A 24,462-nucleotide genomic window follows, 5' to 3' on the forward strand; every position below is an offset into this window, starting at 1 on the left:
GTCACGATCCGGGCCGGAGCCCGGCCCTGCGGTATTCCGTGGGGGAGCAGCCGACATGCCGCCGGAACGCGCTGCGCAGAGCCTTCGCGGTCGGGTAGCCGGTGTGCGCGGCGATCACGTCCACCGGCAGCGCGGAGGTCGAGAGCAGCCGGCGGGCGTGCCGCAGCCGCAGCCCGGTGAGGTGCCGCAGGAACGTCGTCCGCCGCTCCTCGGCGAACAGGTGCGAGATGTAGTACGGGCTCGCGCTCACCGCCTCCGCCACGGTCGCCAGCCGCAGCCCGGGATCGGTGTAGTGCTCCGCCAGGTACGCCTCCGCCAGCGCGAGCACGTCACGGCGCGGCGCGGCGGGCATCAGCCGGCCCAGTGTCTCCCGCAGCCATAGGTGCAGGTAGGAGCGCTCGTGGATGTCCCCGACCATGATGATGTCCTCGATCGGCAACCGGGCGCAGGCCTCCACCCAGTCCGTCGACCCGTCGGCCAGCCTGGCCCGGTTGGCCACGTCCACCACGAAGAGCAGCTGGCCGATGAGCCAGTTGCGCAGCGTGCGCGGGTCGACCCCGGGCTCCCTGGCGCACCTGTCGACCCACCCGGCCAGCAGGCCCGCCGCGCCGTTGCGGTCACCGGCGCGGACCCGCCTGGTCAGCTCCTGCTCGATGCGCACCGGCGGCGTCGGCGCGGCGCTCTCACGCGGTGTCGGCGCTTCGCTCTCGCGCGGTGGGGGCGCGATCACTCGGTCGCCGCCGAGCACGAGCTTGTAGTCGTTGGCCCGCCGCGCGTCCCGCTCCGCCGCGACGTGTCCGAGGCTGGGCGCGCCCAGGCTGACCGTGGCCGTCCACGCCGTCTCGCGGACGATCCTGGCCCGCAGCTCCTCGGCCAGCGCCTCCGCGTCGGACATCAGCGCGCCCGGATCGGCGCCCGACAGCACGATCAGCCACTCCTCCGGGGGCAGGAGGTGGCACGTCGCGTCGCGGCGGGTGCCCGCGGCCGAGCGCACCGCGTGGTCCGTGCGCTGGAGCTGGCGATGCGCCCATGACCGGCCACGGGTCTTCTCGGAAACCAGGAAGTCGTCGATGTCCACCAGGGCAGCCACGGCGTAGGTCATGCTTCCACTTTAGGCGGACCGAAATTTGACCGTATTCACCAGCGTCCCGACTCCCTCGACGGTGGCCCTCATGGTGTCGCCGTCCTTGAGCGGGGCGATCCCGGCGATGGTGCCGGTGGCGATCAGGTCCCCGGGCATCAGCGTCATGCCGTCGGACAGGTCGGCGATGAGCCGGGGCAGCCCGAAGACCATCTGCCTGGTGTTGGCCCGCTGCCTGACCTCGCCGTCCACCTCCAAGGTCAGCTCCAGCGCCTGCGGATCGGGCACCTCGTCCACCGTCGCCAGGTACGGGCCCGCGGGCGCGAAGGTGTCGAACCCCTTCGACTGGTCCCACGGCACGTTGCGGGCGATGTTGGCCAGTTGGAGGTCGCGGGCCGTCATGTCGTTGATCACGGTGTATCCGGCGACGGCCTCGCGCCACCGCTCGGCCGGCAGGTCCCTGGTCACCTTGCCGATGACCACGGCCAGCTCCACCTCGTGCTCCAGGTGGCGGGTGCGGGCGGGGGCGACGACCGGGTGGCCGTGGCCCACGAGCGCGGACGGCGGCTTGAGGAACAGCACCGGCTCCGGCGGCACCTCCAGGCCGCTCTCGTCCGCGTGCTCCTGGTAGTTCAGCGCCAGGCAGCAGATCTTCGTGCAGGTGGCCACGGGCGGCTCGAAGATCACCGCGCCCTCGTCCAGCGTGGGGCCGTCGTGGCCGGCCACCAGCTCGGTCAGGCGGTCGAGCCCGTACGAGTCCAGCGCCGCCACCGGGTCGGACCCGACGCCGGCCAGGCTCACGAGCTCGCCGGGCGCGCGCCGGGCCACCAGCTCCACGGGGCCGGAAGGGGTGCGCCGAATGCGTCCAAGAAACATGTCCGTAAGCCCATCAAGGCCCTGTGACCTCCACAAGCACCGAAATTTGCGCTTAGACCCGCTTCTTGCTGTCTTTCTTGTGGCCGGGCGCGGCGCCGCCGTTTGATGGTCGGCATGACCCGCACTCTGGATGTCAGCCGCGACCTCTACACCACCGCCCGGCGCTACATCGCGGGCGGCGTCTCCAGCGACGCCCGCCGCACCGCGGGCGTGCCGCTCTACGTGGACAGGGCGTCGGGATCCCGGCTCTGGGACGTCGACGGCAACGTCTACCTCGACTACGTGCTCGGCCAGGGCCCCGCGCTGCTCGGCCACTGCCCGCCCGCCGTGGTGGAGGCCGTCGCCGCGCAGGCCGCCCGCGGCATCGTCTACTCCGCCCAGCACGCGGCGGAGGCGCGCGTCGCCGAGCGGCTGTGCGCGATGGTGCCCTCGGCGGAGCGCATCCGTTTCAACACCGTCGGCTCAGAGGCCGCGCACGCCGCCTGGCGCCTGGCGCGCGGCTTCACGGGACGGCCCAAGATCCTCAAGTTCGAGGGCCACTACCACGGCTGGCTCGACCCGGTCCTCTACAGCGTGCACCCGTCCCTGGAGGACGCAGGGCCGCCGGACCACCCCCGCGCCGTCCCCGGCACCGCGGGCCAGCCGCCCGCCGCCGACCTGGTGATCTGCCCCTGGAACGACCTGGACGCCCTCTCCCGCCTCATGGACGAGCACGCGGGCCAGATCGCCGCCGTCGTCACCGAGCCGGTGCTCTGCAACACCGGCGCCATCGAGCCGGACCCCGGCTACCTGCAGGGGGTGCGCGCGCTGTGCGATCGCCACAGCAGCCTGCTGATCTTCGACGAGATCATCACCGGTTTCCGGCTCGCCCCCGGCGGCGCCCAGGAGTACCTGGGCGTCAGCCCCGACCTGTCGGTCTTCGGCAAGGCGATGGCGGGCGGCATGCAGGTGTCCGCGCTGGCGGGGCGGGCGGGCGTGATGGACGCCATCTCCTCGGGCAGGGTCGCGCACGCCGGGACGTTCAACTCGCAGCCCGTCGGCATCGCCGCCGCCGAGGCCACCCTGCGCATCCTGGACGAGCGGCGCGAGGAGGTCTACGGCACCCTCTACGCGCGCGGGCGGCAGCTCATGGCCGGCCTGCGCGCGGCCGCGGCCAAGGTGGGCGTCCCGATGCTGGTGGACGGCCCGGGGCCGGTCTTCCAGACGTACTTCACCGACGCGCCCGCGGTGCGCGACTACCGCGACTTCGCCGGGACCGACCGCGCCATGATGGCCCGCCTACACGCCGCGCTGCTCGACCGCGGGGTCAACATGGTGCCGCGGGGGCTGTGGTTCCTGTCCACCGCCCACACCGAGGCCGACGTCGCCGCCACCGTCGAGGTCTTCGAGGACGCGCTTCGGTCCCTTCCGCTCGGTTGAGATCACCAGCGCCACGCCGGCCAGGATGACCAGGCCGCCGACGACCACCCGGGTCGTGATCGGCTCGTCCAGCAGGAGCGCGCCGAGCGCGACGGCCACCGCCGGGTTGACGTACGCGTACGTGGACACCAGCGAGATGGGGGCGTTGCCGAGCAGCCACGAGAACGCCGTGAACCCGATCAGCGACCCCACCAGGATCAGGTAGGCCAGCGCCAGCCACGACCTGGTGGTGACGGCCGACACGTCGAGCCGCTCGCCCGCCCCGGCCCCGACGGCCAGCAGCGCGGCGCCGCCCACGAGCATCTCGACCGCGCTGGTGGCCAGGCCGTTGGCGGGCATCTGGATCCGGCTCGACAGGAACGAGCCCACGGCCCAGGACAGCGAGCCGAGCAGCACCGCCACGATCCCGACGCCGCTGCCGCCCTCGCCGCCGGTCAGCGACAGCGCCGCGACCCCGCCGAGCCCGACCAGCACGCCCGCGAGCGTGAGCGCCTTGGGACGGTCGCGCACGGCGAACCTGAACACGACCAGCCACAGCGGCACCGAGGCCACCAGGAGCGCCGCCAGGCCCGTGGAGATGTACTGCTCGGCCACCGCCAGCAGCCCGTTGCCGGTGGTCAGCAGCAGCACGCCCACGACGGCCGCGCCCAGGAACTGCCGGCGCGACATCCTGAAGGCCGCCGGCCCCGACCGGATCAGCAGGAAGGCGGCGAGCAGGGCGGCGGCGGCGACGAACCGCAGGCCCCCGCTGAGCAAGGGCGGGATCGACTCGATCGCGATGCCGATCCCGAGATACGTCGACCCCCACACCACGTAGACGATCGCCAAGGCGCCCCAGACCAGGACTGTGGCCCGGCTGTCAGTGGTGTCCGTACGCATGGCTCATGACTGTACCGGGCGACCCCGGCAAACTCTCGCGGGTATCAGACATCGCACCATGGCGGGATATTAGCGATCAGCGGCTTTCACGCCACTGTCCCCTCACCTGCGGCGGGTGACAGGATCCTTCGCGTCACCCACCCGCGACGAAGGGAATGGCCTTCCGATGTACGACAACGCCGCCGCGCTCGCCCACTTCGCCGCCCGCCTCGCCTTCGAGACCGACGTCTCGGACGTCGCCGCCGACCTGGCCGCAGGAGTCCCGGGCGTCGTGGTCGTCGACTCTCGCAGCCGGGAGAGTTGGGACCAGGGCCACATCGAGGGCGCCGTCCACCTCCCCACCGCCGAGATCGCCGCGAGGGCACCCGGCCTGGTCCCGGCGGAGGCCGCGGTCGTGACGTACTGCTGGGGGCCGGGCTGCAACGGCGCCACCAGGGCGGCCCTGGAGTTCGCGAAGCTCGGCTACCGGGTCAAGGAGATGATCGGCGGCTTCGAGTACTGGGCCAGGGAGGGCTTCCCCGTGGAGACCGCCTCGGGCGTCACCCGGCACCCCGTCGACGCCCTCACGGCACCGGTGTCCGGCGTCGCCTGCGCCTGCTGACGCCCCGCGGGCCCCGGCAGACCCGCAACACCGGACAAATCAGCCCGAAATCTGCCACTTCCCTACCACGGCCTCCGGGCTCCGACCAGCGCAAACGCGCCGAGCCACGTGGTGCTGGGCGAAACCGCGCCGCCTCAGCCAGAAACGCTCAGCCAGAACGGGGGACGCGACGCGAGAGGGCGGAAGATCGACGCCTGAAAGAATTGGCGCCCCCGTCCGAATCCCGTCGATCGGGGGCGGTGAGAACATACCCGGATCTACCCGGGTCAACCAATAAGTTCACAAGAGTCAATGTGAGAGTTCGCAAAGATGACATTGATTGTCAATGCCATCCTGTGGCGCGGGTCACGCGAAAGCCCTCACCAGTCTCACACGACTCCGTAATGGCGCTCAGTCCCACCCAGGAGGCGCGCGACTCTCAACGGGGCATCGGAGTAGCCCCCGGAGCGTTTCCAGCCTCAAAAGACGCCTCAGGCCCGTACGGCGGGCAGCACGAAGTGCTCCGCGGGCGCGGGACCTCGCCCGATGACCCTCGGTGCCGAGAGGCGGCTCGGCACCGAGAACGTTCAGCCTCGGGAAACCCTCATCGGGGCCCGAGCTTCTCCACGATCAGCCGGTACAGCTGGCGCGGACGGCCAGGCTGCGGTGTGCGGTTCGGCGGTAGCGGCCACGCGAGTCCCTCGTCAACCAGCGTGCGCAGCAACCTTCGAGCCGTACGCGGCGTCACTCCCAGCATCTTGCCCGCGCCCTCGGCGTCCACCACGGTGTCTCCGCCTTCGAGCTTGGCCGCCAGCCGGGCAAGTACTTCCACCCCCTTCGGTTTGAGTGCGTTGGACCCGGTAGGCGGCATCCGCGGGGCCGGGATGAGTGCCCGTCCCTCGCGGTCCACCGCGAATCCCTGTGCCTGTTTGCCCGCCTGTGTGCGGGCCAGTGCCGCCCGGGCATGCGACTCCGCATCGTGTGTCGTGCGACCCATGCCCACGCCGACCTCGACCGCCAGTCCCAGCTCGTCCCTGATCCTGGCCGCGAACGGCAACACCCTGAATCCGTCCGTCGCCGCCGCGATCGAGCCCCTGGTAGCGGTAACCAGATAGCTGTGATCGTCGATCGGCCAGACGGTGGCGTTGATCCGGTTCGCCTCCTGGACCAGGAGCCGGTGCAGCGACAGCCGCAGCTCGTCGCGCCAGTAACGAGGTGCCGCGCGGCGCACGGGTTCGCGCAGCGTCGGCACCTCCACCAGCACCACGGTGAGCTGCGACTCCTCCAGCCGGTGGTGTGCCCCCAGCAGCGCCGCGGTGTGCAGCGCCGTGCGGACCGCCCCCGACGTCGGCCTGATCCTGATGACCGGCACGCCCGCCGCATGCAGGCGGTCGGCCACCGCGGGCAGGCACGTCAGTGCTCCCGTGGTCGCTCCCTGCCTGGCCAGGCGTTCGTGGTAGGCCGCGATCGTGCCGGTGGCTCCCGGCTCGTCGCGGCTGTGCACGTCCGTCGCGGGGATGCCGAGGTCTGTGTAGGCCTCCTCGACATCGGCCCTGCTCACCACGTCGATGCTGACCCGCTGCGGGTCGATGCGGGTGTCCAGCGCGGCCTTGGCCAACGCCGCCACCAGTGCTGCTCCGCCGAGTTGGACGTACGTCGCCGGCATCGTCAGCACGCCGGAACGCCTGGCCAGGTCATAAGGGACCGGGCTGGCGAACAAGCATGCGTCGACTCCGGGACCGAGCCTCGTCACCTTGTCGGGCGCCTCCTGTTCGTCGCGGTATGCGGCCGCGACCAGGCGACACGGCAGCGGTGCCGCTGCGTGACCCATCAGCATGACTCGCTCGACCAAGTCGTGGGGTCCGACCACACCGATGGTGAGGTCCGGTGTCATAGCGCCCGGGCGTGACACTCGGGGAGTTTCTTCGGCCCTCTCGACCAATGTTCGTCCCATCCTGCCGTCCGTTGCAGTGCTCTCTTTTGGAACGATCGCTCGCGGGGGCCGTAATGTCACGCCCGACTTTTCCGGAAAGTCGTTCAGGTTGACCGCCCGACAAGATGTCCTAGCAGCTCAACGAGGTTTTTCTGGCGTTTTTTAGTGCTCTGAAATCTCTCGTGTAATGTCCGCGCCGAGAGCGCGCATTCGGGCGGCGAGATGCGCGTGGCCGCGATCGATGAGGTATCCGGAGTCGATCTGGGTCTCGCCTTCGGCGGCGAGGCCGGCGAGCACGAGGGCTATGCCGGAGCGGAGATCGTGGGCCGTCACCTGGGTGCCGATCAGCGGCGTCCGGCCGCGCACGACGGCCCTGCTGCCCTCGACCTCGACGTTCGCGCCCATCTTGTTCAGCTCTCCGGCCAGGGCGAACCTGCCGTCGAAGATGCGCTCGTGGATGTAGCTGGTGCCGTCGGCGAGCGCCGCGACGGTCATCATCGGGGACTGCAGGTCGGTGGCGAAGCCGGGGTAGGTGTCGGTGATGATGTTGATCGGGCGCAGCGGGCCCTCGCACCGCACGTGCAGGACGGCGCCCTGCCGGGCGAACTCGACGCCCATCTGCTCCAGCTTGTAACGGACGACGCCCAGGTCGAGACCCGTGCCCACCAGGCTCAGCTCGCCCCCGGTGATCGCCGCCGCCATCGCGAACACGCCCGCGTCGAGCCGGTCGGGCATCACGGTGTGCTCGACGGCGTGCAGCTCCTCCACGCCCTCCACGGTGATGAACCCCGTGCCGCCGCCGCTGATGCGCGCGCCCATCTTGGTGAGCATGTCGATGACGTCGAGCACCTCGGGCTCCAGGGCCGCGTTCTCGATCACGGTCGTGCCCTTGGCCAGGGCGGCGGCCATGATGAGGTTCTCGGTGCCGGTGTGCGACGGGGTGTCGAGGTAGAGGGTCGCGCCGGTCAGCCCGGACGCCTTGACGTGGATGACGGTCTCGCCCTCGTCCACGAGCGCGCCGAGGCGCTTGTAGCCGAGGTAGTGGAAGTCGAGGTTGCGGCTGCCGAGGTTGCAGCCGCCGATGCCCTCGATGATCGCCTCGCCCAGCCGGTGGAGCAGGGCGGGGGTGAACAGTACGGAGCCGCGGAAGCGCCGGGCGATCTCGGCCGGGAGCACCGCGCTGGTCAGCCTGGAGGCGTCGATGACCAGCGTGCGCTCCGACTCGTGCAGCTCGACGTACGCGCCGACCGCCTCGGCCAGCTCGACCGCGCGGCGGACGTCCTCGATGAGCGGCACATTGCGTAGAACGGTGCGGCCCCTGGCGGCGAGCAGAGCCGCACCGATCATGGGGAGCACGGCGTTCTTCGCACCCTGGATGAACGCGGTTCCACGCAGTGCGTTGCCACCGCGCACGCGGTAACGGACCATTCGTGCGGCTCCTTGAAATCAACGGTGAGGCTCGATCGGGCCAACAGTAGTCGGTAACACCACCCGGCCCAGCCGAATCATCCGCTAAAGGAAGCCCCCGTGACGCGCTCATATGCTTCTCGGTATCGCTGCCTCGTGCGCTCCACGATGTGGTCAGGAAGCGGAGGTGGGGGGTTTCCGGAGGCTTTGTCCCATCCGGATTCGGGCGATAGCAGCCAATCACGTACAAATTGCTTGTCGAAAGAGTGCTGCGTGCGGCCGGGCTGCCATTCGTCGGCCGGCCAGAACCGCGACGAGTCGGGGGTCAGCACCTCGTCGCCCAGGGTCAGCACCCCGTCGGCGTCCCAGCCGAGCTCGATCTTGGTGTCGGCCACGATGATGCCGCGCTCCCTGGCGATCTCCGCGCCGCGCGTGTAGACGGCCAGGGTGATCCGCCGCAGCTCCTCGGCGGTCTCCTTGCCCACCTCCTGGACGACCTGCTCGTACGAGATCGGCTCGTCGTGCTGCCCCATGGGCGCCTTGGTGGACGGCGTGAAGATCGGCTCGGGCAGCCGGGAGCCGTCCTGGAGCCCCTCGGGCAGGCCGACCCCGGAGACCGTGCCGCCGGCGCGGTACTCGTTCAGCCCGCCGCCGGTGAGGTAGCCCCGCGCCACGCACTCGACCTGCACCATCGTCAGCGGCTTGCACAGCACGCTGCGGGAGTCGTCGCCCCGGCCCAGGATGTGGTTGGGCACGACGTCCTTGAGCTGGTCGAACCACCACAGCGACATCTGCGTGAGAATGGCCCCCTTGTCGGGGATCATGGTCTCCAGCACGTAGTCGAAGACCGAGATCCGGTCGGAGGCGACCATCAGCAGCTCGCCGTCGTCGGTCTGGTAGAGGTCGCGTACCTTGCCGGAGTGCACATGCTTCATCGGGCGATGTCCGTCCTGTGGTGGGAGCCCCGCAGCTCGATCCGGCCGACGAGGTCATAGGCCGCCCGGCGCGCGCTCTCCTGGTCGGGCCCGTTGCCGACCACGGCGAGCACCCGCCCGCCGGCGGAGACCACGTCGTCGCCCTGCCTCGCGGTGCCGGCGTGGAGGACATACGCGTCGCCGGTCTCCCGCAGCCCCGTGATCACGTCGCCCTTGACCGGCGCCTCAGGGTAGCCCTCGGAGGCGATCACCACGGTCACGGCCGAGCCGTCCTTGAACACCGGGTCGAGCCCCAGCTCGCCCGTCGCGCACGCCATCAGCAGCCCGCCCAGCGGCGTCTCCAGCCGGTCGAGCAGCACCTCCGTCTCCGGGTCGCCGAAACGCGCGTTGAACTCCACGACCTTCGGTCCCTTCGAGGTCAGCGCCAGACCCACGTAGAGCACGCCCTGGTAGGGCAGCCCGCGCCGGGTCAGCTCGCCGATCGTCGGGTGCACGACCTCCCGCATGACCTGCTCGGTCAGCCCGTCGGGCGCCCACGGCAGCGGCGTGTAGGCGCCCATGCCGCCGGTGTTGGGGCCCTGGTCGCCGTCGTAGGCCCGCTTGAAGTCCTGGGCGAGCTGCAGCGGCACCGCCGTGCTGCCGTCGCACAGCGCGAACAGCGACACCTCCGGCCCGTCGAGGAACTCCTCGATCACCACCCGCTCGCACGCCAGCGCGTGCGCCAGGGCCTGGTCCCGGTCGTCGGTGACGACCACGCCCTTGCCCGCCGCCAGCCCGTCGTCCTTGACCACGTACGGGGCCCCGAACTCGTCGAGCGCGGCGGCCGCCTCCTCCTCGGTGACGCATGTCCTGGCCCGCGCGGTCGGCACGTCGGCCGCCGTCATGACCTCCTTGGCGAAGGTCTTGGAGCCCTCGATCATGGCGGCGTCCTTCGACGGCCCGAAGCACGCGATGCCCGCGTCGCGCACGGCGTCGGACACCCCCGCCACGAGCGGCGCCTCCGGACCCACGACCACGAGATCGACCCGCAGCCGCGCGGCCAGCTCGGCCACCTGCCCTGGGTCGAGCGGATCGACGGGATGAAGGGTCGCGACCTCCTCGATGCCCGGGTTGCCCGGGGCACAGTGGAGCTCGCTGACCTGGGGATCGAGGCTGAGGGAACGGCACAGGGCGTGCTCACGCCCTCCGGAACCAATGACTAGAACGCGCACGGGGTCCATTGTCGCAGGCCCGCCGCCTGGCACAGGCTAGGGTCCGGCTCACACCAATCGCCGGAATAGGGCCATAACTTTGTGGAGTTCTACCTGAGTCGAGACCGCCCCGGCGAGTATCGTCAAAGAAGTTCACCCGCCTGTGGTAGGTTAGGGCGGCTTCGCGGCGTCCCAAGGCGATTGGAGGTGGTCCGGGATGAAACCTGGTGATCCCAGCAGTACGTGCTCGCTCACGTACATCTCGTATACCCCCGACTACTCCAATCCGGCAGCCTGATCGTGCCTCCACGCATTTCTGTGAGGTGAAGTTTCATCGCGCGTGGAGCGTGCCAGGTCGGGCGGAAAGGGACTGCCATGCGCTCGTCCACGCTCTTCCGTCGCATCAACCGTCACCCTCTTCAGGCGCGCACCGCGCTCAAGCTCGCCGCGTCACCCACTGGGCCGGTGCGTGACATGTGTGTGCCCCCCGTCGACTCCGTCGTCGAGTTCGGCGCCTACGTCCAGGGCAAGAAGGTCGCCGCCTCCGGCATCGCCGAGGCGCTCGACCTCGTACGCGAGCGCAACAAGGACTCCGAGAACGCCAACGCGTTCGTCTGGGTCGGACTGCACGAGCCCGACGCCCCCGAGGTCGAGTGGCTGTCCGAGGTGTTCGGCCTGCACCCGCTCGCCGTCGAGGACGCCGTCAAGGCCCACCAGCGCCCCAAGGTCGAGCGGTACGGCGAGTCGCTGTTCATGGTGCTCAAGACCATCGCCTACCTCGACCACGACGAGCTGACCGCCACCAGCGAGATCATCGCCACCGGCGAGATCATGGTGTTCATCGGCCCCGACTTCGTGGTGACGGTGCGGCACGGCGACCACTGCCCCCTCACCGTGGTCCGCGAGCGCCTCGAAGACAAGCCCAAGCTGATGAACCGCGGCCCCGCCGGCGTCCTGCACGCCATCTCCGACCACGTCGTCGACCAGTACCTCCAGGTCGCCGACCTCATGCAGCTGGAGTTGGAAGAGGTCGAGGCGACGGTGTTCGCCGACGTCAGCTCCCGCGACATCAACCGGATCTACCAGCTCAAGCGGGAGATGCTGGAGATGAAGCGGGCCATCACCCCGTTGCAGGCCCCCATGGCCGCGCTGCCGCAGCGTCGCGTCATCCCCTCGGAGATGCGTGAATACTTCCGCGACGTCGGCGACCACCTCTCCCGCGTCTGCGAGCAGGTGGAGGCCTCGAACGAGCTGTGCAGCTCGATCCTGCAGGCCGCCCTGGCCCGCTCGAACGCCCTGGCCAACGAGGACATGCGCAAGATCTCGTCCTGGGTCGCCATCATGGCCGTGCCCACCATGATCGCCGGGATCTACGGCATGAACTTCGACTTCATGCCGGAGCTCCGCTCGGTCTGGGGCTACCCCGCGGTGCTGGGCGTCATGGTCACCGTCTGCGTGCTCCTGCATCGGGGCTTCCGCAGGAACGGCTGGCTCTAGACCCCCACCGGCTTCAACGGGCCCACGGGCTCGGGCAGCTCCATCCCCCGCTCCCGCCAGAGCTCCCGCATCCGATCGGGGTAGTCGGTGACGATCCCGGCCACCCCCAGATCCAGCATCCGCGCCGCCAGGCCGATCTCGTTGACGGTCCAGACCGCCACGTCGAGACCGGCGGCCCCGGCCTGGGCCATCAACGCCTCGTCGACCATGGCGTGCTCGGGCGAGAGCGTGGTGGCCCCGGCGTCGCGGGCGGCGGCCGGGATGTCGTCGCCCAGGTCGTCGTGCCAGTGCAGGGTGTCCAGCTCGATCAGCGCGAACCGCCGGGTGCCCGGGGCGAGCCTGGCGGCATGGGTGATGACCCGCCAGTCGAAGCTGAGGATGGCCACGTTGTCGAGCCTGCCGTGCCGGTCGAGCTCCTCGACGACCATCTCGGTGAACAGCTCGGGGTCGGCCGTCAGGTGGGGCCTGGTGGGGTCGGACTTCAGCTCGACGTGCAGCCGCACGCCCTCCGCCTCGTAGGCGTTCACCAGCCCCAGCACCGCGCCGAGCGTCGGCATCCTGGTCTCGGGCATGGCGACCTGCGTCAGCGCGAACGGGTCGTCGGGGTGACGCGGCAGCCGCACGCCCACGTCGAGCATGCGCAGCTGCGCCAGCGTGAGGGCGTTGATCGGCTTGCCGACGTACGGGAAGAGCGGGTCGTCGGCCCTGAGCGGCCGCCGGTCGGCACTGGTCACGGCGGAGACAGTGAGGTCGTGCGTGAGCACGAGCCGGCGATCGAGGGTGAGCGCGACGTCGAGCTCGAGCGCGTGAACGCCGAGCTCCATCGTGCGGCTCATCCCCGGCAGGGTGTTCTCGGGCCAGAGGCCCCGAGCTCCCCGGTGACCATGTATCTCAACGCGCACAACGGGGACCCTACCTGGCCCGGGGCACGACTAGGCGGTGCCACGCCGTGTCCTTTTTATCCTGCTACGCCCCGGTCAGCAGTGGAGACCAGACCATAAGCTGGACATCATGACGGAGGTTCTCAAAACTCCCCATACCGCGACAGTTCGGGCCTGGGTGGACGGCTGGGTGATCTCCCGCAACGTCCCCCGGCCCGTGCCCGAGCCATGGGGCCTTCGGGTGGACGTGGGCCTGCCCGGCCACGTCTCCCGCCACATCGTCACCGTTCCGACGCCGGAGACCCTCCACCGCCTGACCGCCACCCTCACGACGCCCGGGACCTGGCTGAAGCTCTGCGCCTCCGCCCCGGACGTCGTCCCCTTCCTGCCTGAGGGGTGGACCGTCCAGGACCCGGAGTACATGATGACGGCGTCGCTGGCCCGCGGGACCTTCCGGGCTCCCCCCGGCTACACGCTGGCCGTCACGACCCGCGCCGGGGTCACGGCGGCCAGGCTGCTGACGGCCGCGGGCGAGGTCGCCGCCAGGGGCCAGTTCGCCCTGGCGGGCCGCACGGCCGTCGTGGACAAGGTGGAGACGGCGGGCAACCACCGCCGCCGCGGGCTCGGCACGGTGATCATGCGGACGCTGGCCGGCACGGCGGCGTCGCTGGGGGCGCGTTCGGGCGTGCTGGTGGCCACCGCGCAGGGCCAGGCCCTCTACGAGACCCTCGGCTGGAGCCTCCACACCCCCGTGACCGCCGCCGTGCTGGTAATGTGATCGCGTTGGGTACCGCCGGACGGGCGGGAACGGGGCCAAGAGGCTCAAAAGCCCGTGGAGACTGGGTAAGACCACCTCGGTGGCGCCGGTCGGTGAAGCAGGAAGCCGCAGAAGTGTCGCGTAATGCGGCACAGGCTGAGTCTTCGGTCTTCAGGCCGAAGAGCGCGTCAATCCTTGAGGCTGCGCAGCAGCATCGGGGGATGGAGTAGTTCGGCGGGGCCGCGGCGGTAGAGCTTGGCCGGGCGGCCCCCGTCCCGGGTCGTGGTGGCACCCGTCTCCACCAGGAAACCCTCGGCCTTGGTGACCTTCCTGTGGAAGTTCCGTGGGTCGAGGGAGCGGCCCCAGACGATCTCGTACACGCGGCGCAGGTCGGCCACCGTGAACTCCGGCGGGCAGAAGGCCGCCCCCAGCGACGTGTACTCCAGCTTGGCCCGCGCCCGCTCGATGCCGTCCTGCATGATGCGCCGGTGGTCGAAGGCCATGACCGCGAGCGAGTCGACCGGCTGCCAGCTCATGTGGGCCTTCTCCGAGGCCGGGAGGTCGGGGGCGAGGCCCAGGTAGGCGACGCTCAGGACACGCTGGCGGGGGTCGCGGTCGGGGTAGCCGTACGTCTGGAGCTGCTCCAGGTGGACCGGCGCGCCCGGCAGGCCGGCCCGCTCGGCGAGGATGCGGTGGGCGGCGGCCGGGAGGTCCTCGTCGAGCTGGATGAAGCCGCCGGACAGCGACCAGCGGCGGAGGAACGGGGAGTTGTCGCGGCGCCAGACCAGGGCACTCAGGGCGTGGTTTCGCACGGTGAGCACGACCAGGTCGACGCTGACCGGGATGCTCGGGACCATGGAGGCACGCTACACGCTGTCAGTAGTCGGTAGGTAACTGTGCCTAAGTGACAATGCGTACGTGTAAGGGCTCCGTCGCGGCCTGGCCCGACGGGCCCTTGACCGTGATCTGCACCCACTCCCCGGCCTGCACCTGCGTCCAGTCGAACGGCACCCAGGCCGTGACCATGCCCTCGGGCAGCCCTTCCTGGCGGGTCTCGTCCAGCCATCCGACGGCCGGCACCGACAGGTCCTTCGTCCCCCCGGGCCACGTGATCGTGATGGTGCTGTCCTTGAAGTTGTACCCGCGCACCTCGACCCCGTCCTGGATGTCGCGGGCCTTCCTGATGGCGTCGACCGCGATCGGCCGCCGCCAGTCGGTGGTGATCTCCTTCTCCAGCGACGGGGTGCCGCACGTCATGAAGTCGCTCCACATGTAGGAGACGACCTTCTGCACATAACGCCCCGCCATGGTCACGGCCTGGTCGAGGCGCTTCTTGTCCGTCTTGCCGCGGGTGCCCTGCGGCGCGCACGGCTCCTTACCCGAGGGCTCGAACGCCTCGACGTTCGCCCACAGGTCAACCTGGAAGCCGGCCGCGAGCATCTCCGCGCGGGCCGCCGACATCTCCCGGTAGTAGTCCCGCGTGGAGCCGTAGTAGGCGGTCCCGTTCGTGGACTCCCCCACCATCGGCCGCAGCCGCTCGTCCACCTCGTCGTCGCGCTGGTCCGGCCAGAACAGCCCCACCTTGCCGGTGCCCCGGCTGTCCTGGGGCGCGATGATGCCGACCCCGGTCTTGGCCAGCGCCTTGAACGCCTCGGCCACCTGCTTGGGCGTCTGCCCGAAGGGCACCCGCTTGCGCGCGTCCATGTAGGGGCTGATCAGGATGGGCTTGCCGAGCTCCTGCTCCACGATCGTGTGCTGGTCGGCGTAGACCTCCAGCGTCGGGTTCGTGGCCAGGGTGGCCGCCATCTGGACCTCGAACGGCTGGTAGACGCCGCCGAGCGAGTCACGGCCGGCGAAGCGCACGCCGTAGTCCTGCAGGATGCGCCGCGTCAGCGTGGTCAGCGTGCCGAGGTGCTTCTTGTACGCCCTGGTGGGCGTCTCGGGGTCGCGCGGCGCCAGCGGCAGCGCCGGGAAGATCCGCATGCCGAACTGGTCACCCAGGTCGAGAAGCTTGGCCAGGCTGTCCTCCTCTGACCCGGCCACCAGGATCATGTCGTACGAGGTGGCCTTGCGGGAGAAGTCGCACGTCGCGTCGTCCGAGCCGTCCGGCTGGGTGATGAGGCGGTAGTAGATCCGCTTGCCCACCTTGATGGAGTGCTCCATCTGCGGGCAGCGGAACAGGTTGGGGCCGTACGCCTCGTCGGTGCGGTAGACGTAGGTGCGGCCGATCCGGTTGCCGGGGTTGGCCTCGCGCAGGTCCTTCTCGGCCGCGTCGCGGCAGGTGAGCCCGTCCTCCTCGCACGCCTTGTAGAGCGGGTCGAGCTCCCCGTCCCTCGTCATGATCTCGCCGGAGTCGGAGACGGTGCGGAACTGCAGGCCGTACCCGATCCTGATGATCGTGTCGCCGCCCACGCTGTGGATCTCCTCCAGCTGGCTGCGCCAGGTGCAGGGGTTCGACTTGGGGGTGATCCAGTAGCCGGTGACGGCGTACGGGGCCCGCTCTCTGGTCTCGAACGTTCCACAGTCGTCGGTGAACTTCGACACCTTCGGCGTGGGCTCAGTGATCGACGGCTTGGGCGTCGAGGACGCGGCCGTGGGCGCCGGCTCGTCGGACGACGGCATGACGATGATCACGGCGGCGACCACTGCCAGGATCGCTGCGCCCACGACGAGTAAGAGCCAGCGCACGCTCAGGAACCTACCCTCGCTTGACCCCGGCCCAGGACTCCAGCTGGGTCACGAAGCGCTTGGCCGAGTTGGGCCAGTGGTGGTTGGCACGGGCCGCCGCGTAGCCGCGCGCGCCCTGCGCCCGCCGCTCCCGTACGTCGTCCCGCAGGGTCAGCACGGCCTGCGCCACCGCCTTGGGGTCCTCCCAGGGCACCACGACGCCGCTGTCGTAGCGCTCCACCAGCTCCACGGCGCGCGGCGACGGGGTCGTGATGACGGGGATGCCGTGCGCCATGTACTCGACGATCTTCGTGGGCATCGAGTGGCGGTAGTTCGGCTCGTCGTGCAGCAGCGACAGCCCGGCCAGCGCACCGTCGAGCCGCTTGAGCGCCTCGTCGTTGGGCATGAAGTCGCGCCACTCCAGCAGGCCCTCGGTGACGGCCTGGTTGAGCACCGGACGGCTCTGCGGGTCGGCGTACCCGATGAGCTCCACGGCCACCCGGTACGGCTGCAGCAGCTTCGCCACCTCGACGGCCTCCATCACGCCCCTGGCCCTCGACAGCCAGCCGAGGTAGACCACCCGGTCGTCGCCGGGAGGCGTCACCGAGTCGGGCACCCAGGTCTCGTTCGGGACGATCAGGTGCGCGTGCTTGAACCTGCCCGCGTACGCCGTCTCGGCCAGCAGCAGGTGCATGTGGCGCTCCGCGGTGCCCTCCAGCATGCGGGCGAAGAACCGCACGGGAGGCCGCAGCGGCGCCGGCAGCCACGGCTTGAGCGAGAGCGTGGCGGGGGTGTCCTCGTGCACGTCCCACACCACGGGCGGCCGGTTGCGCACGCCCCAGACGGCGAACAGCAGCTCGGGGTCGTGGATGAGGACGAGGTCGACCTTGTCGCGCATGCGCTTGAACAGGCGCCGGGCGGCCCACACGGCCGCCATCCGCTTGCGCTGCGCGGCGCGGGGAAGGTCTACGCCGGTTACCCAGGGTCGCGGGACCACGCCGTGCGCCGTGAACGACGCCGCATACGTGACCTCATGACCGGCATCCACAAGGGCACGAATCTGCCTATGCAGAATTCGAGCATCCTCGGGGTTATGCACCACCGTCATGACGAGCACGTGCACTGCGCGCAGCCCTCCGTCGCTACAGCCGCTCGACGCGTTCACCCTCGGTGAGCACACCGCGGGTGTCGAGCACGAGCCTGGCCTTGTCCTCCACCATGTCGAGGTCGAACGCCGCGTGCTGCTGCAGGAGCAGCGTCACGTCCGCGTCGATCACGGCCTTGGCCAGATCCTCCTCACGCGGCACCGGGGTGCCGTCTACCGACCACTCCTTGACGTAGGGGTCCGCGAACGAGAGGTCGGCACCCAGCTCCAGCAGCGCACGCGCCACCGGGAGCGCCGGAGTCTCGCGCTCATCGGCGATATCCGGTTTGTAGGTGACGCCGAGCATAACGACTCGGGCGCCGTTCACGGGCTTCTTATGCCGGTTCAGCAGTCGCTGTACGCGGGCCACCACGTATGACGGCATCCGCTCGTTGATCTCCTGCGCCAGCTCCACGAACCGGAACGGGTAACCGAGCTTGCGGACGGTGTACGACAGGTACGACGGGTCGACGGGGATGCAATGCCCGCCGACGCCCGGACCCGGCAGGAACTTCTGGAAGCCGAACGGCTTGGTCGCCGCGGCCTCGATCGACTCCCACAGGTTTATGCCGAGCTCGTCGCAGAAGATCGCCATCTCGTTGACGAGGGCGATGTTGACGTGTCGGTAGGTGTTCTCCAGCAGCTTGGCCATCTCGGCCTCGCGGGTGCCGCTGACCGGCACCACCTGCTCGATGAACTGCCCGTAGAACGCCGTGGCCCGGTCGCGGCAGGTCGGCGTGTAGCCGCCCACGACCTTGGGTGTGTTCCGCAGGCCGAACTTGGGGTTGCCGGGGTCGATGCGCTCGGGCGAGAAGGCGAGGTGGAAGTCCTTGCCCGCGACGAGCCCCGAGCTCTCCAGCAGCGGCCTGGCCACCTCGTCGGTGGTGCCGGGCCAGGTGGTGGACTCGAGCACGACGAGCGTGCCCTTGCTCAGGTTGCGGCCGACGGCCTTGGTGGCGCCCTCCACGGCGGACAGGTCCGGTCGATGGTCCTCGTCCAGCGGGGTGGGCACGCAGATCACGATCGTGTTGCTTCTGGCCAGCACGGTCTCGTCGAGCGTGGCGCTGAACCCGTTGGCCAGCATGTGCTCGAGATCGGCGTCGGCCAGGTCATCGATGTACGACTGCCCGGCGTTGAGCGCGTCGACCTTGGCGGGGTCGACGTCGAGGCCGACGACCCGCAGGCCGGCGGCGACCGCCTCCTTGGCCAGCGGCATGCCGACATAGCCCAGGCCGATGACAGCCAAGTCCATTTCTGTCACAGCAGCGCCTTAGAGAGCCGGAAACAACACTTCATGGTCGCAAAGGCTATCTCAAGTCCACCTAGCTCACGCCTAATGCGACCGAACCCGTCAGAAGTGACAGCCAACGTGAAGGTCAACATTAGGCAAGCGACCGGTATAGGGCTTGATAAGTCTCGGCAACACGGCTCCAAGTCCGCTTGGCCGCCACTTCGGCCCGTCCCGCCTCACCCATCTCAGCGCGCCGGGCAGGGTCTTCCCTGAGCCCGGCGATGGCCTTGGCGAGCTCGGCCGGGTCGCCAGGAGGAACGAGCAGTCCGGCTCCGTCAGAGCCCACGAGCTCGGACAGAGCGGGCAGATCGCTGAGTACGACGGGCTTTCCGAGCGCCATCGCCTCGACGGGTTTCAATGGCGTAACAAGTCGGCATACCCGCAGGTCCTCTCGCGGGCAGGCGAAGATGTCGATGGCGTCCTGCGCCTGCAGCGCCTCGTCCGGGCCGACCCGGCCCGGCAGGATGGCGTCGCCGAGGCCCAGCTCGTCGACCAGCGCCAGGAGGTTCTCGCGCTCGGTGCCGTCGCCCACGATGAGCACTCGTACGGGCGTTCCTTCGTCGCGCAGCAGCGCGGCGGCACGCAGCAGGGTGGCGAAGCCCTCGTAGGCCACGATGCTGGACACCGAGCCGACGACGATCTCGCCGGGGGCGATGCCGTACGCGGTCCTGAACGAGGCGCCGTCGTAGTGGACGGTCAGCAGCGAGTCGTCCACCGCGTTGGGCGCCAGGTGGATCTTCTCCCGGGGCACGCCACGCTCGACGATCTCCGTCGCCATGGTCTCGGCCAGCGTGACCACGGCGTCGGCCTCGCGCATGAGGAACGCCTCGCGCTCGCGCTGGAGCACCTGCCGCTCGCTGCCCACGCGGATCGGGTCGCGCGAGGCCCAGGTCTCCTCCAGGAAGCCGCGCACCTCGTAGACGAACGGCGTGCCCGTCCTGTCGCGCACCGCGTGGGCCATGGAGCCGTTGCGGTGGTCGGTGGCGGCGTGCAGGACCTGCGGCTTGAGCTCGGTGACGAGCTTGGTGACCGCGTCGGCGCCCCTGATGATGCGCCCGCGCGTCTCGAACGGCATCTCGCCGTGGCCGTCGGGCAGCAGCCGGTAGTAGGGGATGCCGTCGAGCTCCTCGAACGGCGCCGCGTCCGCGTGCCCCTGCAGCATCGGCCAGCCCCAGCTGGTGACCACGTGCGGGTCGAGCCCGGCGGCTTTCTGCGAGGTGACAATACGGTGCGTGCGCACCGTGTACCCGGCCTGCGTGTACGGCAGCGCGTTCGTGACCATGTGCAGCACCCGGCCCGCGACGCGGTCGGTGATGGCCACCTTGGGCCCTGGCGGGATCGGGTCAGGGCTGATCGCGGCCAGCTCGCCCCGGTAGTAGGCGGCCCTGCGCTTGACGAACGGGTATTTGGTGTGGGCTTCGAGCGCCTCGGCGGCCTCGGTCACCCTGCCGGCGTCCCACAGCTCTTTGGCCTCGTTCCACGGCCCCTTGACCACGCGCATGCCGAACTTGCGCACGATGCGCCTGGCACGGCGGGCGACGGGCCAGGCGACGCTGCCCACGACGGGACGCAGCCGGGGAGGGAGCGCGTCGGCGGCGGCCTGGGCCACCCGGACGGGGTCGGATTTGACCTTCGTCACGACGACGCGGGAAACGATGATCGGGTGCTGGACGAAACCTTTGAGAAGTCCACCGACGCCGGCTCGGGCGGACTTCGCGGAAACCTTGGAGGAGTCTTGACGACTGGCGTCGGATGCCACGCGGTGACCGTACCATAGGCAACGTTTTTCCCCTTCCGCTATGAAAGGCGAGGTCAATGAGGGAGAACCCCCTGGTCCTGCACGTATTGGGCGCTCGTCCCAATTTCGTGAAAGCGGCCCCGGTGGTGCGGGCACTCGGTGAACTCGGCGTGCGGCAGGGCATCATCCACACTGGTCAGCACTATGACGCGCTGATGTCAGACGTCTTCTTCGCCGACCTCGGTCTCCCTGAGCCCGTGGCGAACCTGGGCGTCGGCTCGGGCAGCCACGCCAAGCAGACGGCGGCGCTCCTCGTCGGGCTGGAGGAGGTCGTCCAGGAGCAGGACCCCGACCTGGTCGTCGTCTACGGCGACGTGAACTCGACGCTGGCCGCGATCCTCGTCTGCGCCAAGCTGGGCATCAAGACCGCGCACGTGGAGGCGGGGCTGCGCTCGTTCGACCGGGGCATGCCTGAGGAGGTCAACCGGGTCGTCACCGACGCGCTGGCCGACATGCTCTTCGCCACCTCTCCCGAGGCCCTGGCCTACCTGGCGAACGAGGGCGTGCCCGCGTCCAAGGTGCACCTGGTGGGCAACCCCATGATCGACAGCCTCTACTCGGCGCTGCCCTCGCTGGACCCCGCGCCCGTCGTGGAGCGGCTGGCCATACCGGCTCGTTATGCCGTGGCGACCCTCCACCGGCCCGCGAACGTGGACACCCCCGAGGCCGCCAGGGAGCTGGTGGACGCGGTGCTGGAGGTCTCGCGGCAGATCCCGGTCGTGGTGCCGATCCACCCGCGCGGCAAGGTGCGGCTGGCCGAGGCGGGCCTGGTCGACGGGGAGTCGGTCAAGGTCGTCGACCCGCTCGGCTATGTGGACTTCCTCTCACTCGTACGCGGCGCCGCGCTGGTGGTCACGGACTCCGGCGGCGTCCAGGAGGAGACGACCGTGCTGGGCGTCCCCTGCCTGACTGTGCGGCCCAACACCGAGCGGCCGATCACGATCACGCACGGCACGAACCGCCTGGTCACCCCCGCCGTTCTGGCGGCGGCCGCGGAGAAGGCGCTGGCCGACGGCGCCGCCACGCCGGCGGGCGAGCTGCCGGTGCTCTGGGACGGCCAGGCCGGGCCGCGGATCGCGCGGGTGATCTCCGCCTGGCTGAAGGGGGACAACCTCGCCCCTGCTTCTCAGGGCAAACGCCCCGAATAGCGGACGTATCCGCCGTAACATGATGAACCTCCGCTGAGCGATAGGCGTATCACCATGGCCGAAACCCCCGAAGAGCCCACTTACCAGCGCCTCGGGCCCGTCAACTGGCTGCCCGAGGAGCGCAAGCTAGTCGAACGGTTCGAGGTCGAGGTCAGGGAGCTGCGGCGGCGGTTGGAGATCGCCGAGGCCAAGGCCGCGTACGCGACCTGGAAGCTGGAGGCCACGCAGGCGAAGCGGACGTACAAGCTGGGCGAGGCCCTGGGCTCGAAGAGCCCGGGGAAGATCGTCGAGGCGGTCCGGTCGAAGGAGAAGGCGCCGAAGCCGCCCGTCCCGGTCACCGAGGCGACCGAGCTCGCCAACCACCGGCCGCCGCTGGTCGAGGTGCCGGCGGTGAAGTGGCCGAAGGGGCCGGTCAACCGGCCGGACCTGAAGGTCGCGGTGATCCTGGACGACTTCTCCCGGATGGCGTTCAGGTACGAGTGGGACCAGATCGAGTTCGGGCTCAAGGACTGGCCGGAGATCTTCGCCGAGAAGCGGCCCGACCTGCTGTTCTGCGAGTCGGCCTGGCACGGGAACCAGGGCCGCTGGCGCTACCAGATGACCGGCACCAACGCGCCCAAGGAGCCGCTGCGCGACCTGGTGGCCTGGTGCAAGCGGGAGGGCATCCCGACGGTCTTCTGGAACAAGGAGGACCCGCCGAACTTCGACTTCTTCATCGACACGGCCAAGCTGTTCGACTACGTGTTCACCTGCGACGGTGACATGGTGCCGAAATATCGGGAAATTTTGGGACACGATCGGGTGGACGTGCTGCAGTTCGCCGCCCAGCCCCGCGTCCACAACCCGATCCAGCAGCGGCAGGGACGCCTGCACGACGTGGTCTTCGCCGGGATGTACTTCCGCGACAAGCACCCCGAACGCCGCGAGCAGATGGAGACCGTCATCGACCCGGTCAGGGAGCTGGGTCTGCACATCTTCGCGCGCAACGGCGAGGTGGACGAGAAGTACGCCTGGCCGGAGAAGTACCGGCCGCACATCGTGGGCGAGCTCCCCTACGACCAGATGCTGGCCGCGTACCGGATGTACAAGGTCTTCCTCAACGTCAACTCGGTGCTCGACTCGCCGACCATGTGCGCCCGCCGGGTCTTCGAGCTGTCCGCCTGCGCCACGCCCGTCGTGTCGGGGTGGTCACGGGCGGTCGAGGAGACGTTCGGCGAGCTGATCCCCATCGCGCGGGAGCCCGTCGAGTCGTACAACCAGGTCCTGCACCTGATCAACAGCCCCGAGCTGCGGGCCAGGATGGGGCACCTGGCGATGCGCGAGGTCTTCGACAAGCACCTGTTCTCACACCGCGTGGACCAGATCCTGCAGGACCTCGGCCACCAGGTGCAGCCCAGGTCGCGCTCGATCTCGGTCGTGCTGCCCACCAACCGCGCCTCCCAGATCGAGCACGCCATCTCCTCCGTGGCCCGCCAGATCCACCGGCCGCTCCAGCTCGTCATGGTGCTGCACGGGCTGGACATCGACCCGGTCGTGGTCGCCGACAAGGCCCGCATGGCGGGCATCTCGGACGTCGTCGTCCTGCCGGCCGACGAGTCCCTGTCGCTCGGCGCCTGCATGAACCTGGGCATCGCCGCCGCCGAGGGCGACCTGATCGCCAAGATGGACGACGACAACCTGTACGGGGAGCACTACCTGTCGGACCTGGTGCGCGCGTTCGACTACTCCGACGCCGAACTGGTCGGCAAGGGGGCGCACTACGCGTACTTCGAGGGCAGCAACACGACCATGCTCCGCCTGCCGGGGCTGGAGCACCGCTACTCCTTCCTGGTCCAGGGCGGCACGTTCCTCGGCAAGGCGGACATGTTCCGCTCGTACGGGTTCGCGGACATCACCCGTGGTGAGGACACCCACCTCGTGCGGCGGCTGAAGGAGGACTCCGTCAAGATCTACTCGGCGGACCGCTTCAACTTCGTCTACTGGCGCAGCGCGGACGCGTCGATGCACACCTGGCAGGCGGACCACATCAAGCTGACCCGCAACGCCCAGTTCTCCTTCGTCGGCCGCCCCGACGCCCACGTCCTCATCTGACCCCCGGGCGGGCGTCCCTTTGAGGGGGCGCGCCCGCGCACGCGGGACGGCCGACCTGCCGTCACCCGGGCCGCTCACCCGACGGCCCTTCCCGACCCACGCGGCGAGCGTCCTTTCAAGGGGAAAGTGGATCGACGCCTTTCCGACGCACGTGGGGGGCGCCCCCAAGGAGGGTGCGCCGCCCAAGGGACCCCGGCGGGTCAGCGGATGACGCGGGCGAGGTTCTCGTCGGCGAGGCGGGCCAGCTCGTAGAGCCCCTGCGGCTTCACCCGCTGCCCGACCACCAGCATGCTCATGATCAGCGTCCCCCGCCGGATCATCACCGACCCGATCTCCGCGTTCTTCTTGTTGTCCCCCGCCGCCGTCGTGAGATACGCCCGCGACTCGTCCCCCTTGGCCGGCATGGCGAGGGTGCGCGTCTTGTACGTCACCTGCGTGCCGCTCACGTCCGCCGTGTACGAGGCGCACTCCTTGGGCAGCGGCGCCGGGAAGGCCGCCTTGGGCAGCGCGACGACGGCCTGGGTGATCGAGCCGCGGTCGGCGGCGAAGGCGATCACCGCCGCCGGCGCCTTGGCGACGTCGGGCTTGGCGGCGTCGAGCTGGGCCGCGCCCGCGCACTCCGGCCGCTGCAGCTTCGCCTGGCGGACGGCCGCGAGGCCCTGCTGGGTGGACTTGAGCGAGCCGAACGCGCCCAGCTCGGGCCCGTACGCGACGTGCATGCCCTTGGGCACCGGCAGCAGGGCGGCGCGGAGCCGGGCCGTCTCGGCGGACGCCTGCGGCGCGGACGGCGCCGCGGCCGCGGGCGCCGCCGCGGGGGTGGTCTCGGCGGCACATCCGGCAATGGCCAGCAAACTCAGGAATATTCCGGAAATGGGCTTCAGCATGCGT

General features: G+C 70.0%; 19 protein-coding genes and 1 pseudogene. 6 read left to right on the forward strand and 14 right to left on the reverse strand.

What is annotated here, in order from left to right; all coding sequences use genetic code 11:
- Position 1 precedes the first annotated feature (1 nt).
- Positions 2–1,102, reverse strand: a complete 1,101-nt coding sequence (locus ABZS69_RS31690; RefSeq protein ID WP_355378980.1) for an AraC family transcriptional regulator — start codon at positions 1,100–1,102, stop codon at positions 2–4.
- 9 nt (positions 1,103–1,111) lie between these two features.
- Entirely contained in the window at positions 1,112–1,957 is an 846-nt protein-coding gene (locus ABZS69_RS31695; protein ID WP_355378981.1) for a fumarylacetoacetate hydrolase family protein, read from the reverse strand.
- Positions 1,958–2,071: 114 nt separating this feature from the next.
- Here ABZS69_RS31695 and ABZS69_RS31700 point away from each other — a divergent pair.
- Positions 2,072–3,223 (forward strand): annotated as a pseudogene (locus ABZS69_RS31700) (aminotransferase class III-fold pyridoxal phosphate-dependent enzyme); the annotation flags it as partial.
- A 12-nt stretch (positions 3,224–3,235) separates the two neighbouring features.
- On the opposite strand, the gene ABZS69_RS31705 reads toward ABZS69_RS31700, so the two are convergent.
- On the reverse strand, positions 3,236–4,255 hold the full coding sequence (locus ABZS69_RS31705; RefSeq protein ID WP_355378982.1) for an EamA family transporter: 1,020 nt from the start codon (positions 4,253–4,255) through the stop codon (positions 3,236–3,238).
- Between the two features lie 166 nt (positions 4,256–4,421).
- On the opposite strand from ABZS69_RS31705, the gene ABZS69_RS31710 reads away from it, so the two are divergent.
- Positions 4,422–4,856 carry a rhodanese-like domain-containing protein gene (locus ABZS69_RS31710; protein WP_355378983.1) on the forward strand — a complete coding sequence of 145 codons (435 nt, stop codon included), beginning with the start codon at positions 4,422–4,424 and terminating at the stop codon, positions 4,854–4,856.
- Positions 4,857–5,439: 583 nt separating this feature from the next.
- Here ABZS69_RS31710 and ABZS69_RS31715 read toward each other — a convergent pair.
- The 4 genes from ABZS69_RS31715 to purD all read right to left on the reverse strand — a co-directional run bounded on the left by ABZS69_RS31715 (position 5,440) and on the right by purD (position 10,321).
- Positions 5,440–6,729 (reverse strand): GTP cyclohydrolase IIa, encoded by a 1,290-nt coding sequence (locus ABZS69_RS31715; protein ID WP_355378984.1) that lies wholly within the window; start codon positions 6,727–6,729, stop codon positions 5,440–5,442.
- 201 nt (positions 6,730–6,930) lie between these two features.
- Positions 6,931–8,196 (reverse strand): UDP-N-acetylglucosamine 1-carboxyvinyltransferase, encoded by a 1,266-nt coding sequence (murA, locus tag ABZS69_RS31720; protein WP_355378985.1) that lies wholly within the window; start codon positions 8,194–8,196, stop codon positions 6,931–6,933.
- 77 nt (positions 8,197–8,273) lie between these two features.
- On the reverse strand, positions 8,274–9,110 hold the full coding sequence (locus ABZS69_RS31725; RefSeq protein ID WP_355378986.1) for a phosphoribosylaminoimidazolesuccinocarboxamide synthase: 837 nt from the start codon (positions 9,108–9,110) through the stop codon (positions 8,274–8,276).
- Entirely contained in the window at positions 9,107–10,321 is a 1,215-nt protein-coding gene (gene purD / locus ABZS69_RS31730; RefSeq protein WP_355378987.1) for a phosphoribosylamine--glycine ligase, read from the reverse strand. The genes ABZS69_RS31725 and purD overlap by 4 nt, the downstream gene beginning before the upstream one ends.
- Before the next feature lie 453 nt (positions 10,322–10,774).
- Between purD and corA the strand changes: the two genes are divergently transcribed.
- The gene (gene corA, locus ABZS69_RS31735; protein ID WP_355378988.1) at positions 10,775–11,797 is read left to right on the forward strand and encodes a magnesium/cobalt transporter CorA; all 1,023 of its coding nucleotides are present in this window, start codon (positions 10,775–10,777) and stop codon (positions 11,795–11,797) included.
- Here corA and ABZS69_RS31740 read toward each other — a convergent pair.
- The gene (locus ABZS69_RS31740) at positions 11,794–12,699 is read right to left on the reverse strand and encodes a glycerophosphodiester phosphodiesterase family protein (RefSeq protein ID WP_355378989.1); all 906 of its coding nucleotides are present in this window, start codon (positions 12,697–12,699) and stop codon (positions 11,794–11,796) included. The two genes, corA and ABZS69_RS31740, sit on opposite strands and share 4 nt — an antisense overlap.
- Before the next feature lie 109 nt (positions 12,700–12,808).
- On the opposite strand from ABZS69_RS31740, the gene ABZS69_RS31745 reads away from it, so the two are divergent.
- A complete protein-coding gene (locus ABZS69_RS31745) occupies positions 12,809–13,456 on the forward strand; it encodes a GNAT family N-acetyltransferase (protein WP_355378990.1) in 648 nt (215 codons plus the stop codon).
- A gap of 167 nt (positions 13,457–13,623) precedes the next feature.
- On the opposite strand, the gene ABZS69_RS31750 is transcribed toward ABZS69_RS31745, so the two are convergent.
- From ABZS69_RS31750 to ABZS69_RS31770, 5 genes are all read right to left on the reverse strand, one after another.
- Entirely contained in the window at positions 13,624–14,292 is a 669-nt protein-coding gene (locus ABZS69_RS31750) for an NUDIX domain-containing protein (protein WP_355378991.1), read from the reverse strand.
- A 43-nt stretch (positions 14,293–14,335) separates the two neighbouring features.
- A complete protein-coding gene (locus tag ABZS69_RS31755) occupies positions 14,336–16,123 on the reverse strand; it encodes a DUF4434 domain-containing protein (RefSeq protein WP_355378992.1) in 1,788 nt (595 codons plus the stop codon).
- A gap of 10 nt (positions 16,124–16,133) precedes the next feature.
- Positions 16,134–17,225, reverse strand: coding sequence for a glycosyltransferase (locus ABZS69_RS31760; protein ID WP_355378993.1), 1,092 nt, complete (start codon positions 17,223–17,225; stop codon positions 16,134–16,136).
- A gap of 19 nt (positions 17,226–17,244) precedes the next feature.
- Positions 17,245–18,498 (reverse strand): nucleotide sugar dehydrogenase, encoded by a 1,254-nt coding sequence (locus ABZS69_RS31765; RefSeq protein ID WP_355378994.1) that lies wholly within the window; start codon positions 18,496–18,498, stop codon positions 17,245–17,247.
- A gap of 130 nt (positions 18,499–18,628) precedes the next feature.
- Complete coding sequence (locus ABZS69_RS31770) at positions 18,629–20,176, reverse strand: glycosyltransferase family 4 protein (RefSeq protein WP_355378995.1); 1,548 nt, start codon at positions 20,174–20,176, stop codon at positions 18,629–18,631.
- A gap of 176 nt (positions 20,177–20,352) precedes the next feature.
- Between ABZS69_RS31770 and wecB the strand changes: the two genes are divergently transcribed.
- Positions 20,353–21,483, forward strand: a complete 1,131-nt coding sequence (gene wecB / locus ABZS69_RS31775) for a UDP-N-acetylglucosamine 2-epimerase (non-hydrolyzing) (protein WP_355378996.1) — start codon at positions 20,353–20,355, stop codon at positions 21,481–21,483.
- Positions 21,484–21,537: 54 nt separating this feature from the next.
- A complete protein-coding gene (locus ABZS69_RS31780) occupies positions 21,538–23,574 on the forward strand; it encodes a glycosyltransferase (RefSeq protein WP_355378997.1) in 2,037 nt (678 codons plus the stop codon).
- 200 nt (positions 23,575–23,774) lie between these two features.
- On the opposite strand, the gene ABZS69_RS31785 is transcribed toward ABZS69_RS31780, so the two are convergent.
- The gene (locus ABZS69_RS31785) at positions 23,775–24,458 is read right to left on the reverse strand and encodes a hypothetical protein (RefSeq protein ID WP_355378998.1); all 684 of its coding nucleotides are present in this window, start codon (positions 24,456–24,458) and stop codon (positions 23,775–23,777) included.
- Between the last annotated feature and the right edge of the window lie 4 nt (positions 24,459–24,462).

This window comes from Nonomuraea sp. NPDC005650, from assembly GCF_040605375.1.
In the GTDB taxonomy this organism is placed as follows: Bacteria; Actinomycetota; Actinomycetes; order Streptosporangiales; family Streptosporangiaceae; genus Nonomuraea.

What these genes read in the sequence shown, in the direction of transcription:
- ABZS69_RS31780 (WP_355378997.1), top strand. Translation starts at nt 21,538, where the DNA reads ATGGCCGAAACCCCCGAAGAGCCCACTTACCAGCGCCTCGGGCCCGTC.
- corA (WP_355378988.1), top strand. Translation starts at nt 10,775, where the DNA reads ATGTGTGTGCCCCCCGTCGACTCCGTCGTCGAGTTCGGCGCCTACGTC.
- ABZS69_RS31715 (WP_355378984.1), bottom strand. Translation starts at nt 6,729, where the DNA reads ATGACACCGGACCTCACCATCGGTGTGGTCGGACCCCACGACTTGGTC.
- ABZS69_RS31710 (WP_355378983.1), top strand. Translation starts at nt 4,422, where the DNA reads ATGTACGACAACGCCGCCGCGCTCGCCCACTTCGCCGCCCGCCTCGCC.
- ABZS69_RS31765 (WP_355378994.1), bottom strand. Translation starts at nt 18,498, where the DNA reads ATGGACTTGGCTGTCATCGGCCTGGGCTATGTCGGCATGCCGCTGGCC.
- ABZS69_RS31745 (WP_355378990.1), top strand. Translation starts at nt 12,809, where the DNA reads ATGACGGAGGTTCTCAAAACTCCCCATACCGCGACAGTTCGGGCCTGG.
- ABZS69_RS31785 (WP_355378998.1), bottom strand. Translation starts at nt 24,458, where the DNA reads ATGCTGAAGCCCATTTCCGGAATATTCCTGAGTTTGCTGGCCATTGCC.
- murA (WP_355378985.1), bottom strand. Translation starts at nt 8,196, where the DNA reads ATGGTCCGTTACCGCGTGCGCGGTGGCAACGCACTGCGTGGAACCGCG.
- ABZS69_RS31690 (WP_355378980.1), bottom strand. Translation starts at nt 1,102, where the DNA reads ATGACCTACGCCGTGGCTGCCCTGGTGGACATCGACGACTTCCTGGTT.
- ABZS69_RS31725 (WP_355378986.1), bottom strand. Translation starts at nt 9,110, where the DNA reads ATGAAGCATGTGCACTCCGGCAAGGTACGCGACCTCTACCAGACCGAC.
- ABZS69_RS31750 (WP_355378991.1), bottom strand. Translation starts at nt 14,292, where the DNA reads ATGGTCCCGAGCATCCCGGTCAGCGTCGACCTGGTCGTGCTCACCGTG.
- wecB (WP_355378996.1), top strand. Translation starts at nt 20,353, where the DNA reads ATGAGGGAGAACCCCCTGGTCCTGCACGTATTGGGCGCTCGTCCCAAT.
- ABZS69_RS31705 (WP_355378982.1), bottom strand. Translation starts at nt 4,255, where the DNA reads ATGCGTACGGACACCACTGACAGCCGGGCCACAGTCCTGGTCTGGGGC.
- ABZS69_RS31695 (WP_355378981.1), bottom strand. Translation starts at nt 1,957, where the DNA reads ATGTTTCTTGGACGCATTCGGCGCACCCCTTCCGGCCCCGTGGAGCTG.